11 protein-coding genes and 1 pseudogene are annotated in these 12,872 nt (G+C 68.2%); 4 read left to right on the forward strand and 8 right to left on the reverse strand.

Going from position 1 to position 12,872, the window contains the following annotated elements:
• Positions 1-132 precede the first annotated feature (132 nt).
• The 8 genes from ACFPCY_RS33585 to ACFPCY_RS33620 all read right to left on the reverse strand — a co-directional run bounded on the left by ACFPCY_RS33585 (position 133) and on the right by ACFPCY_RS33620 (position 8,203).
• The gene (locus ACFPCY_RS33585; protein WP_378262005.1) at positions 133-2,337 is read right to left on the reverse strand and encodes an AfsR/SARP family transcriptional regulator; all 2,205 of its coding nucleotides are present in this window, start codon (positions 2,335-2,337) and stop codon (positions 133-135) included.
• Between the two features lie 450 nt (positions 2,338-2,787).
• Entirely contained in the window at positions 2,788-3,270 is a 483-nt protein-coding gene (locus ACFPCY_RS33590; RefSeq protein ID WP_378262007.1) for an ATP-binding protein, read from the reverse strand.
• A 167-nt stretch (positions 3,271-3,437) separates the two neighbouring features.
• On the reverse strand, positions 3,438-4,199 hold the full coding sequence (locus tag ACFPCY_RS33595) for a glycosyltransferase family 2 protein (protein ID WP_378262009.1): 762 nt from the start codon (positions 4,197-4,199) through the stop codon (positions 3,438-3,440).
• A 204-nt stretch (positions 4,200-4,403) separates the two neighbouring features.
• A complete protein-coding gene (locus ACFPCY_RS33600; RefSeq protein WP_378262011.1) occupies positions 4,404-4,814 on the reverse strand; it encodes a hypothetical protein in 411 nt (136 codons plus the stop codon).
• 343 nt (positions 4,815-5,157) lie between these two features.
• Positions 5,158-6,285: a methyltransferase domain-containing protein gene (locus ACFPCY_RS33605; RefSeq protein WP_378262013.1), complete on the reverse strand. Its 1,128-nt coding sequence runs from the start codon at positions 6,283-6,285 to the stop codon at positions 5,158-5,160.
• Positions 6,282-7,244: an MvdC/MvdD family ATP grasp protein gene (locus ACFPCY_RS33610; RefSeq protein ID WP_378262015.1), complete on the reverse strand. Its 963-nt coding sequence runs from the start codon at positions 7,242-7,244 to the stop codon at positions 6,282-6,284. The genes ACFPCY_RS33605 and ACFPCY_RS33610 overlap by 4 nt, the downstream gene beginning before the upstream one ends.
• Positions 7,244-7,501, reverse strand: coding sequence for a hypothetical protein (locus tag ACFPCY_RS33615; RefSeq protein WP_378262017.1), 258 nt, complete (start codon positions 7,499-7,501; stop codon positions 7,244-7,246). The genes ACFPCY_RS33610 and ACFPCY_RS33615 overlap by 1 nt, the downstream gene beginning before the upstream one ends.
• A 321-nt stretch (positions 7,502-7,822) precedes the next feature.
• Positions 7,823-8,203: a hypothetical protein gene (locus tag ACFPCY_RS33620; RefSeq protein WP_378262019.1), complete on the reverse strand. Its 381-nt coding sequence runs from the start codon at positions 8,201-8,203 to the stop codon at positions 7,823-7,825.
• A 334-nt stretch (positions 8,204-8,537) separates the two neighbouring features.
• Here ACFPCY_RS33620 and ACFPCY_RS33625 point away from each other — a divergent pair, with 334 nt between their 5' ends.
• From ACFPCY_RS33625 to ACFPCY_RS33640, 4 genes and pseudogenes are all read left to right on the forward strand, one after another.
• Complete coding sequence (locus ACFPCY_RS33625; protein WP_378262021.1) at positions 8,538-9,869, forward strand: hypothetical protein; 1,332 nt, start codon at positions 8,538-8,540, stop codon at positions 9,867-9,869.
• A 22-nt stretch (positions 9,870-9,891) separates the two neighbouring features.
• Entirely contained in the window at positions 9,892-10,365 is a 474-nt protein-coding gene (locus ACFPCY_RS33630) for a TIGR00725 family protein (RefSeq protein WP_378262023.1), read from the forward strand.
• Between the two features lie 1,011 nt (positions 10,366-11,376).
• Positions 11,377-11,568, forward strand: coding sequence for a hypothetical protein (locus ACFPCY_RS33635; protein WP_378262025.1), 192 nt, complete (start codon positions 11,377-11,379; stop codon positions 11,566-11,568).
• 818 nt (positions 11,569-12,386) lie between these two features.
• Positions 12,387-12,563 (forward strand): annotated as a pseudogene (locus ACFPCY_RS33640) (helix-turn-helix domain-containing protein); the annotation flags it as partial.
• Between the last annotated feature and the right edge of the window lie 309 nt (positions 12,564-12,872).

Raw genomic sequence — 12,872 nt, forward strand, 5'->3', positions numbered from 1 at the left:
CGTTCCAACGGGCTCACAGGCGAGGGCTTCGGGAAGCGTCGTGCTCGTCTCATCGCTCCTGGGCCGGTCCGGGCCGGGAAGCAAAGCGGGATTGGGGTGGCGACTTGCGGGGTGCCGCCCCAACCCGCCTGGCTAGGTGTCGTCGGTCAGCCTGCGGTAGAGCTGACTGGTGCGCTCTTCCGGCGTGGCGCCGATGCCGGCGAGTTCACCGGCGAGTTGCTCGAAGCAGTGGTGGATCGCGGTCGGACGTCCCAGCGTGGCGTAATGCTGCATGCGTTGCCGGTACAGGTGTTCGGCCGTGGGGTCGATCTCGCAGGCGCGCTCCAGGTGCAGCACCGCGCACTCGGGCGTGGTCTCGGCGGCCGCGAGTTCGGTCAGAACCTCCACCACGGTCCGCGTCAGTTCGCGGCCGGTGTGCCGTGCCCACAGCTGGTCGTGATCGGGCAGGTACGCGCCGGAGGCCCGGGCGACAGCCGCGCGCAGCGCGGTGGTCTTGGCGGGGCCGGTGGCGGTGACCGCGCGGGCGGCGTGGTCGCGCAGCTGCCACACGTCGCAGGTGAACAACTCGCGGTTGAGCTGGTAGCCGTTGCCCGACACGTTGCGGATCACCAGGCGGCCTTTCCCCGAGGGGTAGCCGAGCGCCTCGCACAGCCGGGCGCGGGTGTCGCGCAACAGCGTGTTGAACTTGGCGTCGCTGACCCGCTCGTCCGGCCACAGCCGATCCTCGATCATGGCCCGGGTCAGCAGCTGTCCGCGGTGCTCGACCAGCAGCGCCAGCAGCGCCCAGGCGTCGGTTCGGCGGAAGGTGACCGGACCCGCGGGGCCTTCCAGTCGGTAGCCGCCCAGCAGCCGCACCATACCCGGAACCTGGTCGGTCTCGCCGGCGGCCGCGGACGGCCCCGGGCCTACGGCGAGCGGTGCCGGGAGACCGGGCGGCGGGTTGAGCGCGGCGATCTGGTCGCGCGCCGCATCCTGGCCGAGGCCGCAGGTTTGGGTTCCGATCACCTGGGCGGCGGCCGGGCCGGTACCGCTGCCCACCATCCCGCCCTCGTCGACCTCCAGCGTGGTCCCATGCGGCCAGTCGCCCAACAACAGCGCGCCCATCCCCAGATCGCCGCCGAGCTGCAGCTCAGCGTTCAATCGTTCGACCTGGCCACCGGGTGCCAGCACACATACCAGGCCAGCATTGGAAGCGCCGGTGTGAGCCTCGCCGTTCGCGGTGCCGGGCTGGTCCGGCTGGGCGGTGTCGTCGGCGCGGCGCATGCGGTCGATGATCGCAGCACCCAGCAGCTCCAGCACCTCGGCCGGGTTGTCGCACACCGTGAGGCCGACCAGGCCGTCGGCGCATGCACTGTCGCGGGGGCCGAGCAGCAGCTCCAGGTCCGCGCGGGTGGTCACCACCTGGCCCCGCCCACTTTGGGCGGCCGTCACCAACTCCACCAGCAGTGCGCGCTCGACCTCGGCGGCGCCCGGGCCGATCAACCGCACCCCGCGGGCCTGGGCCAGGTCGAGCATGACCGGCTGCTGCCGCCGCTGTCCCAGCCGAACCCGGACCCGGCTCGCCTCGGTCGGGTCGGTCGGGTCGGTCGGGCGGAAGTCTTCACGCGGCGGGGGCAGCGACGGTCCACGTTCCGGGCGGTGGGTGCCCCAGCGGCGGTGCAGTATGAGACCGCCGACCGCCGCAAAAGCCATGGGGCGGGTCAGTCCCCACGCCAGCAGCAGTCCGGCCATGCTCGACACGCCGACCAGCCCGGCATCGGGCAACGTCGAGGCGAACCCGGCCGTGATTGCATCAACCGGCCCCGTCTCGTCCTTGTGAGCCGAGGGCGCGGTGGGGCCTGTCTTATCCCGGGCCGAAGTAGCCGCGGGCGGGACGGCCCTCGTGCTCGGCGCGTTCCCTGCTCCCTCTGGTGCCGGGGCACCGAGCGCGGCCTTGCCGACCGATCGCTGGTTCACCGATCCCTGAAAGCCGCGCGGTAGCCCGGGCAACGCCCCGTCCTCGGTCCACGGCAGCGACGGCGCTTCCTGCCTCACCGCCTGAGTGATCTGATCTCGGCCGTCGCGGACGACCGTTCTCAGGCTGCGCGCCGTGGCACGCGCCGCGTGCGTCTCGGCCGCGGCCGGGCGGCTGGCCCCGCCGCGTCCCGGCTTGGGCAGTTCCCGCCCCGACTGCGGAGACCGCCCGCTACTCAAACTGTGGGCGATCTTGATGCCTAGGTCGTGGCAGAGCGTGTCCTGATGGAACATCTGCGCTGCCGCGCCTTTGAGCTGTCCGCAGCCCGCCCGGATGGTGATCGCGGCGTGAGCGGTACCGCCCACCAGCAGGGCTTCGCCCACTGCCCCGAGGAGGGCCCCGCTAATTAGCACTTTCTCTACCGTCCACGACGCGCCTGGTCCCGCTGCCGCGCTTCGTTCTGCTTTCGTGGCCACTGTTTCTGAAGCCTCCGCCTCCGTGTCCCGTGTGCATTGCCCACAGCAGAGCAGCAGCCATTGCCTCGGACGTCGGTCGCCGTGCTGCTGAAGCCACACCATGCCCCACGGCCCCAGGTTGATACGCGCGTTTGCCAGTTACGAATAAGCAACGTTGAGCCGTTCCGTCGCACCAGTTAAAAAACTGGCAAAGAGTCGGACTCAGAACTGCACGAACCGGGCAATTACAAGCTGGGAGCACCGACGCAGAAAACCCCGCCCATTACGCCCGGATCGGCGGAATGAGCGGGGTTCTCCGGAATGGTCCTCTATCCTGGTCCCAGGGGACCAGCCTGATAGGGTCAGGCTGGTCCCTCCCTAGGACGCGAGTGAGGTGCCGAGGCCGGCGGGGGTCTGCAGGTCCTGGTGGCGGTCGAGGTCGACCCACACGGTGTGGCCGAGGGCGGGGCTGCCGTGGATGCCCAGCGAGATCGCCAACTGCGACACCGCGTACAGGCCGCGCCCGCTCTCGCTGGTGGCGTCCGGCTGCCGGATGGTGGGGATGCCCCGGCCTCCGATGTCGGTGATCCCGACGTACACCGGGTCGCCGTAGGCCAGTTCGACGCCGAACCAGCCGCCCTCATCAGCCGAGCGGGTGTGGCGCAGGGTGTTGGCGGTCAGCTCTCCCACCACGAACTCCACCACGTCGGCGCAGATGTCACCGGCGAACATCGCGCGGGCGAAGTGCCGTGCGGCCGAGACCTGGGACACCTGGCCGGAGAAGGTGCGTCGCCACCGCATCTCGCCGGGGCCGTGCAGCCATTCGGCGGCGGTGCTGTACCTCCACTTGCAATTCTGCATGGACTATCTCTCCTTCGTTGATGCCGCCCGGGGCCGGGATAGGCCATGGGGGTCGGGCGGCCGGACGGTGATTACCGCAAACCTCCGTGGCCAAGGTCAAGCCCGTCAATGGCCACCATTTCCAGCGTGACTCGGCGACCGTTCGACTGCCGGTTTCCCCGGTGTTACTACTGGCGCGCGCCTGGGTGATCCTGGACGCGTGGTCCTCGAAGCAGGGTGGTCAGACGAATGCGGAACAGGCCGACGACCATGCTGGGGGCCGTGTAGGCGAGCAGGAACGCGGTGGCCCAGGGGCGTTGACCGTCCTGGCCGTGCCAACGCACCGGATACCGCTGCATGCAGAAGCGCGCGCAGTGAAGTCGGTGCAGCAGTTCGACGTCAAAGGCCCGGCTTCGCCAGGTGGCACAGAGCCGCAGGTGATGTGCGGCGGCGCTGCTCATGACTTTCAGCGGGGCCTGGGTGTCGCGGACCGGAAGGCGCGGGAACAACAAGCCGGTCAGGCGGATGAATCCGCAGGTCTTCGCCTTGCGGATGCGGCTCCAGTCGTGCTGGTCGCGGTCAGCGGCGACGCAGTCGGCGACTTCGCCGGCGATCAAGCGAACAGCGTGATGCAGGCATCCAGCGGTCGCCTCCAGCCCGTAGTCAGCGTCCAGGTAGGCGATTATCCGTCCGCGCGCGGCTTCGAACCCCATCCGTACGGCGTGCGCCTTGGGCCCGCGAGCCTCCAGGACGCGGATACGGGCGTCGGAACTGAGCTGGTAGGTGCGGGCTTCGGAAAGCGCGGGCCCCGGAGTGTAGGCGTCGGCGACAACGATGATCTCCAGGTCAGGCCAGGCGTCCAGTACGACATCCAGCGTCACGGGCAGGTGCGGGAAGCTGTTACAGGTCGGGATGATCACCGACAGATCAGGGCCTTCAGAAGAGGACATGGTGGAGATTCCAGGTAGTGGCCCTTGTAGGATCCCTGCCCGCGCGGCGGCGGTTTCAGGTTGCGCATTGCTGCGGCGTCTTCTGCTGTGACGCCCAGCGGAGCGGGGTTTGCGCGCCAGCATTCGCATTGGGAGACTCTCGGGAAAAGTCGGAGCGGGCAGTCTGAGCGGGGGGCACGGGAAACGAAGCACTCGGACGCCGTGCTAGTGAACGCGCCGCAGTGCTTGGCTGGTCTGGACGGCGGCCTCCCCTAGTCGATCGTCGGGCAACGCCTGCCAGATGGGCACGTCATGTCCGCAAATCTGGATCATCCCAGGTCCACCTTCGCTCGCCGACGCAGGCAGATGCACGAGCGTCACCCGACGATGAGGCTCGAAAACGGACTGGACGGTCAGCTCCGGAAACGTCGCCTGCTCGAACTTGAGGAGCCAATTGCTGGCAATTCCAAGGGTGTCGTCGTCTTGGGTGATGAGGGGGTCGGTCGTCAGGTGCGACCGCAGCTCACCAAGAAGGTAGCGGCTACGTTGGAACGTCAGGTCACCGCCGACCCTGTCGATCGTTTTCTGACTCAGGATCACCGAGCAGCAGAAGGGAAACGGGTCATGCGTGACCACGAGTAGGCCATCGGAGATGAGAATGACACCTTCGGGTGGCGATGGCTCGCATGAGGGAACCGTCATAGTAAGTGTCACCAGCTCTCGGCCGCGCAGGCCGCTTCGACATCGTTAGCCGTATAGAAAAAGGCAGCGGAATGGCGGGGGAAAGCCAGGTCGTGATCCGACCACCAAGCTGTTCCTACCAACCCCGCGGGTGAGCGTTGACGCGAACTAGCGCCAGTTCCCGCCCGTTCTCGTCGAGTTCCCGCTGGGCCGAGGTCGAGGTCATGCCTGGTGGCCGTCGTAGGAGTTCGCCGGGAGCCTTGGGCGGAAGAACGCCGCCCGAGCGGGTCAGAACTGTTCAGGACTGGGGCCAGCTTTCGCAGTCGGGTGTCTGGAACCAGAAGCGATGTCGGTTCTGCTGGACAGTGAGACCGAACGCTTCGACGCCGGGGTGGCCGTGAGTGATCCACCAGGTGTGTGCGGTTTCGACGTGGTGCCAGATATCGGACGGCCCGCCGTGTTCGACCTTGGCAGGAGTGTCGTCGGAGACGGTCGCCCATGAGCCGTCGGGGGTGGTGATCCGGGTTGTGGTGGCGCCGGGAAAGGCGTTGATGCCGGGGAGTTGCTGCCAGATCAGCAGAGACAACCCGGGCGTGCTGAGAGCTTCGCGCCCGACGTCGCTGGTGCGCGTGTGGGTGGTGCTGGTGTCGATGGGGGCGCTCTCTGGGATGCCGGGTAGGGCGACGGCGCGACGGGTGGACATGAATCCCCAGGTGCAGGAGATCAGCGGACCGGTCGCCGTGCCGTCGCCGGCCACGGTGAGGCGGGCCAGCGCACCCGCCCATGTCATGCCCCGTGGCCGGACGTCGGCCAGGATGACGCCGCCGGGGCGGACCTGTTCCACCCAGGTGGGCGGGACGCGTTCGGTGGCCACGGTGGCAATGAGACGGTCGTAAGGGGCGCCAAGGGGGTAACCCCGGGCGCCGTCTCCTGCGATGAGAGTGGGGTGGTATCCGGCGTCGGCCAGGCGGGCCCGGGCGGCGTTGATCAGCTCGGGGTCGATGTCCACGCTGACGATCTGGGACGGGCCGAGCCGTTCGGACAGCAACGCGGCGTTGTACCCGGTGCCGCTGCCGATCTCCAGGACGGTCATGCCGTCGGCCACGTCCAGGATGTGCAGCATTCGGAGCATGAAGCTCGGGCGGGTGCTGGAACTGGTGGACCACAGCATTCCGGGCTGGTCGGGATGTTCCTTGCGCTGGGTGACAAGGGTGTCATCGGAGTAGACCAACGAAAGCCATCGCGGGTCGGTGGCGTCAACCAGTTCGGACGGGTCGTCGTCGGAGTAGAACGCGGGCACGAAAACGTGCCGGGGGACACAGGCCACCACCCGGCGCCATGCGGGGTCGGTGATGTCTCCCTGGTCGCTGAGCTGGTCGGCCAGGGCTTGGGCGCGGGCTCGCCAGTCGTCGGGCGGGACGGTCATGGGGCTACTCCCGTGAGGGTGTCGGCGATGGCGTCGGAGATAGGCGCCCCGGTGCGTTCTTGCAGCCACGCCCATTGAGCGCCGGGGCCACACTCCAGGAACCACCATGCCCCGTCGTCGGTCACCGCGAAGTCGAACACGCCCAACGCCAGGCCGAGCGCCGACAGGTAGGCGTGGCAGGCGTCGGCCACGGCGGCGGGGACGGGGGTGATGTTGTAGGTCAGGGTGTCGTAAGCGGTGCGGAAGTCCTGATGCCCGTGCGGGTCGTCGGTGTGGATCGCAACGGCGTGCGTGTGGCCGCTTCCTGTGGCCACGAGCCGGACGTCATGGCTCTTGGGGATGTTGGTCTGGAACAGGTGCAACGTGGTGGACAGGCGAGCGTTGATCGTCTCGGGGTTCACGGGCGTTGTGTAGATCATCCTCACCCGGTCGGCCTCGCTGATGAGCTTGTGCATGGTGGCCTTGTAGACGACGCCCTCCCGGGTGCGGGCGAACGTCTTGGCGTCATCGGGGTCATTGGTGAGCAGGCTCACCGGGAGGGTGAATCCGCAACGGGCGGCGGTGGCCATCTGGAGCGGACGGTATTCGGCGTCGGCCAGCCGTGCCGGGTGCGACACCCAACGGACGGGCAGCGACATGAACACCCCACCGAACCCGAACCGTGCTTCGACGTTGGCGAACCGCCGTTCCGGTTCGCTCAACGAGTCGGGGAACCGGAAGGGCTGGGGCTGCCGGTAGTACACCGCCGTGACGTCCTCCAGGGGGATGGTCCCGTCCGGGGTGGTGAGTCGTCCACACCAGCCGTCGCGGTCAAGCCGGAGGCTCGCTCCCGACGCCAGGGGGAAGGATGCGGTGTCGAACTGGACTACGCGGGCTCCGTGTCGGGCGAGCGCATCGCGGACGTAGGCGGCTTCTCCGTCCTCCTGCTCGGCAAGCAGGAGGACCAGGGGTGCGGCCATCAGTCGGTGACCGTCTGCGTGTAGTCGTCCGGCTTGGTCTTGCTGTCGTCGGTGTATGTGGTGGGGACCTTTTCGGTTCGGGTGCTGGTGGGCTTGTCGTGCTTGCCCATGACACGAACCGGCGCTGGGGCGACGGCCTGGTCCATTCCCCACGGGCGAGCGGTAGGGGTGGGCTGCTGAGAACTGACGGGCACGGTGTGTCCGGGCAGACCGAGCGGAAAGCGGTCATGGGGGTGAACCAGAAGGTTGTCGTTCATCGCGGGTAGTCCTTCCGTGGGAGAGCGGGGAGGGGCAGGTGCTCCCGGCTGGCCCTTCTCTCCCGGCCCGGGGTCGCGTTGAAAGTGGGCGGTCATGCGTTGCCCGCCTGGCGGCCGGTGGCGGTGAGCAACTTGCTTCTCCAGCTCGGGCGCCGTCGGTGCCCGAAGGGTGATGTCGCGACCGTGGACGGCGATCCACGATCCGGTTGGTGACGGGCGCAAGATCCCCCAGTGCGGGAACTCGCGGCGAAGACGTTCCAGCGACGCAGCGGGATCGCCCCACGCACCGGCGGCGGTGCGTTCGGTGTCGTGGGCCATCGTTCACGACCGGATCGTCAGGACGTTCCCGATGGATGTCATGGCCGTCTCGATGTCGTCGGCTCGGCAAACGCGTTCGCCCCAGCTCCAGGTCAGGTACCAGACGTCGTCTTCCCCGGGTTCGGTACCGATGTCTTCGCTGAGGCGAGCGACACCGAGCCTACGAACATGCAAGGTGGGCGTCTCCGCTCGATGCTCCAGCAGGCGGACGGAATAGTTCCCGGTGCTCTCCAACGCCTTCCCCAGCGTCGTCAAGCGCTCCATCCTGTCCTGGCGGAACGCTCCGGTGCGGTCGGGAAGCTCGTCACTACCTCGGGGGACGTCGAAGGTAGCGACATCGGGGACCTTGTCCCGCCGTCGCCGGACACCATCGCTATGCGACATGAAGCGGCCTCCCTCCGCTGCGGGCCAGGTAAGCCACCACGCCACCCACGTTTCGATGTGCTCTGGTTGCTTGGTGCGTACTGGCCATCCGGCGGCGCTCTGTTTCACTCACCCTCGGTTCGTGCGTCCGGCGCTCCATCGGCCGTCGGAACGGTCGCGCTTGCCGGGCTTGGCTCTACCGTGGCCGCATCAGCGGCGACAACTCGACGTCAGCGGAGTGACACTTGGCGACGTTCCACCGACGTTCCGTAGTGGATCTATGGCGCTGTCCGTCCCAATGCGGCTTACTGGAGACCTCAGCAACAAACGCGGTTCACGGCCCCGGGAGGACGGCATGTCGTATCCGACGTTGCTCGCGGCGTTGGCGGCGGCTCGGCACTGGACAGCCCGCGATGCGGTGGCCGAGTTCGGCAGGACGGCCGAACGGCTCAACGAGTCCTACCGGCCAAGTGAACGACAGTGGGAGCGCTGGTGTGCCGGAGAGATCAAGGTCGGACCACGCCCGTTGTGCTGTCGGGTGCTGGAAAAGATGTTCGGCCGTCCGGTCGCCGAACTGTTCGCGCCGCCCCCGCTGATCGCCCAAGACTCCCCCTGGCCGGATGGGTACTCGGCAGGGACATACTGGAGTCGAGCACGCTTTGTGCCCGAGCCCGGATCTCCGATGGATGAGGAAATCGCGGTAGTGGCCGACGACTCCGCCCGCTTCGCTCGCCGCGTCCGGCGAGTGGACGAACACGCACTTGAGCAGCTCGACGCCGACGTTCGTCAGCTTGCCTATGACTACCTCCGACGTCCGCCCTACTTCACCTTCCGTCGCGTGGCAGACCTGCGCACGGAGGTGTTCGCGATGTTGGACGAGCGGCACCCGCTTGAGCAGGAACGCCGGTTGTACCAGGTGGCCGGCCAGTTGTGCGGACTTCTCGCCCACGCCAGCGCAGACCTGGGGCACCCGCACGAGGCCGACACCCACGCCCGGACGGCCCTGGTGTGCGCCGAACTGACCGACGACAATCCGCTACGTACCTATGTGCGTTGGGTTCAGTCCAACGTGGCCTACTGGCAGGGCGACTACCGCAAGGCCGCCGCCATCGCTCATACCGGACGCGACTACGCCGCGTCCGGTACCGCGCTGCTACGCCTGGCCAGCCAGGAGGCCCGCGCCTTGGCGGCTACTCGCGATGGCTCAGAATTCGGTCGGGCCATCGGGGACGCTCGTGACGCACGCGACTCAGCGTCAGAGGCGGACGAGCCGGGCGTGTTCAGGTTCAGCCCTGGCAAGGCCGCTTACTACGCCAGTGAGGCCTATTTCGCCATGGGTTCGCCGGGCAACATCCGGCAGGCCCAGCAGCAGGCACAGGAGTCGATACAGCTACTCGCGAACGATCCCGACGACCAAGGGGCCGAGCTGCTCGCCGCCGCGCGACTGGACCTGGTAGCCGCACATCTTGCGGGCGACGACCTGGACGGAGCCGCCGAGCATCTGGCACCGATTCTCTCCATGTCGCCCGAGCATCGAACGATGCCCGTCGTTCAGCGCGTCTGGAAGATCGGGAAGCAACTCACCGCCCGGCCAGCGGCGCCCGCCGCCGTTGAGCTTCGCGAGCGCATCGCGTTGTTCGCCGCGCACCCGGCGGCCACTCCCGAGGTACTTCCTGCACTTGAGTAGGGTCGTGGACGGAGGAACTGACATGGCCATTCAGGTATCGGTATGTGGTCCGCGCGACTGCACCGACGACGACCGCCGAAACGCCCACGAGGTCGGCCGCCTGCTGGCCGAGCGCGGCGCGGTCGTGATCTGCGGCGGCTACACCGGGGTCATGGCCGCCGTCGCGGCCGGTGCCCGCTCGGTAGGCGGGACCGTGGTGGGCATCCTGTCTCGCGACACCGCCGACGACGCCAATCCGGACCTGTCCATCGTGATCCCGACAGGGGCCGGAGAGGCTCGAAACAACATCATCGTCAACTCCGGTAACGCGGTGATCGTCGTTGGCGGCTCATGGGGCACTCTGTCGGAACTGGGGTTGGCCATGCGCCGAGGGCGTGCCCCCGTCGTGCAGCTCGGTGGCTGGACGATCCTGGACCAGGACGGCAAGCCCGTTCCTGGCGTCCGCCATGCCACGACACCGGATGACGCCCTAGCCCTTACCGGCCTGTGGCCCTGATCACTGCACCTAACATTGCGCCCGCGTAGCGTCGTCACTCGTAGCTACCGGAGCGCTCACGAATAAGCTCCCACTCGTCATCGCACTGCGGCCAGAACGCCAGCCGCCCAAGTGGAGTAGCGCCGATCGATGTAGGCGACAGTGGCTTCGAAAGGCTCGATAGCCTGCCGTTTCACGAACCCGACATTTAAGGGCCTCTCGCAACGCCTGAGCGTTGTGATCGCTTACGGGACTGTCAATCTTTTTCTACAGTCCCCGGCTTTCCCGTAGTCCTCCAAACGAGCGACTCCGGGAGCTGAGCCTCCCGCAGATGGTCGTTGGCACCCAGAAATATCTTCAGCCGGAGCCGAAGAACGTGGGTTTGCATCCCTCCCGGGGCGGCCTAGGACTGCTCCTTGACGCAGAACGTGACCAGGTCAAGGTCAGAGGTGAACGTCCTCATGGGCCAGGTGCCCGTCGGCGGACACTCCGCCGGGGCGGGCGCGGGTGCCGAGCCAGCGGGTGCCAGGACCGTCAGCGCGACGGCCGCCGCGAGGGCGAGGAACTTACGCGTGATGACGCCCCTTCGGGTTCTCGTTCGGGTGCCATCCCCGACCCTTCCCATGTGCTGGCGGCCATCTGGCGGTGGTGGTGGGCGGTCGTGGTTCTGGCGATCGGTGGCCGTCGGAAGCGGCGGTGCGTGGTCATTGAGCTGGTGGCAGGCGGCCAGGCGAGTTGGTGGCGCGTGGTCGCCGTTCTTCCGGAGCCCCATGACCAGGCCAGGAAGCACGTACGCACTGGGACCTGCGGCTGCCGCCGGGCGCGGCGTCCTGGTCCCTCCCCCGCCGGGCCCGGCCCGTCCTGGCCGGGTTCGCCGCCGGGCGGCCGGCCCCCGATGCTGATGCGGCGCGCGGTGCGGGGCCCGCGCCACCGACCAAATTCTGATTACACAGAGCAATGATCTGGGTGTGGAGTGTAGTTATGGGTTGGGGTGTTCCTGACCCCATCACCTCGCTTGTGAAGGAGTGACCCATGACCACGACTCGGGCTGCGGTTACCGCCGTCCTGCTCGCCGGTGCCGCCGTCCTGGCAGGGCCGGGCAGCGCCCTGGCCGCGCCGACCGCCGCCACGGCCACGCCCCAGGTCGCCACAGCCCCCGCGGACCCGTGCCCGCCGGGATATCCCGAGCTCATCGGCGGAGGGTGCTTGCCGCCCAACTTCTAAGGGACCGGGGCCGACCAGCCTCCGGCCGCGCCTGGGCGGGCGGGGCACGCCACCGCTCCACCAGGCCGGCCGGGGACTGGGAGACTCATCCACTCGGGGGCGGGCCCACACGGGGCCCGCCCCCGAGTGGCGGCCTCTGACAACGAAAGACTCTCCGCCCGCGTAGGGCATGGCCGACGCCGGCCGTGGGCGTGGCGGGTCCCGGGAAACTGGTGAGTTCAGTGATCGCCTCGTCCGAGGGGCGGAAATAGCGGTGCACGTTCTCAGGCTTCTTGGGCCGGGACCTGGCCATCAACATCAGCAGGCTCGCGCCCGCCTCGCCCAGGTGCGTCAGCGCCGAATGACGGAACTCGTGCCGATCCCAGCCCGTGCCCGGCCCGCCGAGCGCGGTGTGGCCGTCCAGCAGGGCGCGAGCCTGCCCGTACGCGGCGGCCCGGACCTCCACTTCCCCGTCCGCCCAACGCCAGGCCATGGCCATCCGTCAACGCCCTCGCTGGCCGTCCATCACCAACGCCGTGTCCGCCCAACGCCGTTCCCGGCGGCCGTACACCGCTAGATCTTGACCGCCCACCCCAGGTCTCAGGGGCCACTAGCACCCTGCACAGCCAGATCATCGCAGAGAGTAACTATGTGCATCTCTGGGCAGACATAGGGGCGTCACTGCAAGTAGCAGATAGCTACGTTAAGTGAGATCCGAATGTGAGAGGAAGATCATGCGGATCAGTACCGTCCTGTCCGGCGGCGTGCTCGCGGCCACGGTGGGCGCCGGGGTGCTCGGTGCTCCTGCGGCCTCGGCGCAGCTCCCGGCCCAGCCCTCGGTGGTGCGCCAGCACGCAGACCCCGAGACCGTATTCCTTACCGTGGCCGAGGCGGCGACGATCCTGCGGGTCAGCAAGATGACCGTCTACCGCCTCGTCCACTCCGGCGAGCTGCCCGCCATCCGGGTCGGCCGGAGCCTCCGCATCCCCGAGCAGGCCGTCCGCGACTACCTGAAAAGCCACACCGCACCGCCCGTCGCCTCGCCCGCGGCCGCCGACCGTGCTTCGGTCCCCGACCCCGGCGGGCACGGCAGGCAGAGCGCCGGAGGGCTGGATGTGACGTGACTTGTTGAGTGTGGTGTTTCCGGCCTCGGTGCTTGTAACGCGGGACCGTGACCAACCGCAGAGCCGAGATAGCCCCGTCAGGTCCCGGCAGAGACCGTCTCGCCCCAGCTCATCAACGCCGTTTGGAACTCATGACACGGTTCTTACCGGCACCCCTTAGCGCGGATTTTCGTTCCGGTCCTGGTCTCCCCCCGTCGCGGT

The sequence above is a fragment of the Actinomadura gamaensis genome (assembly GCF_042652125.1).
Taxonomy (GTDB): domain Bacteria; phylum Actinomycetota; class Actinomycetes; order Streptosporangiales; family Streptosporangiaceae; genus Spirillospora; species Spirillospora gamaensis.

Bases quoted from the DNA above. Each gene is read 5' to 3' on its own strand.
- ACFPCY_RS33590 (WP_378262007.1), bottom strand. From the start codon at position 3,270: ATGCAGAATTGCAAGTGGAGGTACAGCACCGCCGCCGAATGGCTGCAC.
- ACFPCY_RS33595 (WP_378262009.1), bottom strand. From the start codon at position 4,199: ATGTCCTCTTCTGAAGGCCCTGATCTGTCGGTGATCATCCCGACCTGT.
- ACFPCY_RS33605 (WP_378262013.1), bottom strand. From the start codon at position 6,285: ATGACCGTCCCGCCCGACGACTGGCGAGCCCGCGCCCAAGCCCTGGCC.
- ACFPCY_RS33610 (WP_378262015.1), bottom strand. From the start codon at position 7,244: ATGGCCGCACCCCTGGTCCTCCTGCTTGCCGAGCAGGAGGACGGAGAA.
- ACFPCY_RS33615 (WP_378262017.1), bottom strand. From the start codon at position 7,501: ATGAACGACAACCTTCTGGTTCACCCCCATGACCGCTTTCCGCTCGGT.
- ACFPCY_RS33620 (WP_378262019.1), bottom strand. From the start codon at position 8,203: ATGTCGCATAGCGATGGTGTCCGGCGACGGCGGGACAAGGTCCCCGAT.
- ACFPCY_RS33625 (WP_378262021.1), top strand. From the start codon at position 8,538: ATGTCGTATCCGACGTTGCTCGCGGCGTTGGCGGCGGCTCGGCACTGG.
- ACFPCY_RS33630 (WP_378262023.1), top strand. From the start codon at position 9,892: ATGGCCATTCAGGTATCGGTATGTGGTCCGCGCGACTGCACCGACGAC.
- ACFPCY_RS33635 (WP_378262025.1), top strand. From the start codon at position 11,377: ATGACCACGACTCGGGCTGCGGTTACCGCCGTCCTGCTCGCCGGTGCC.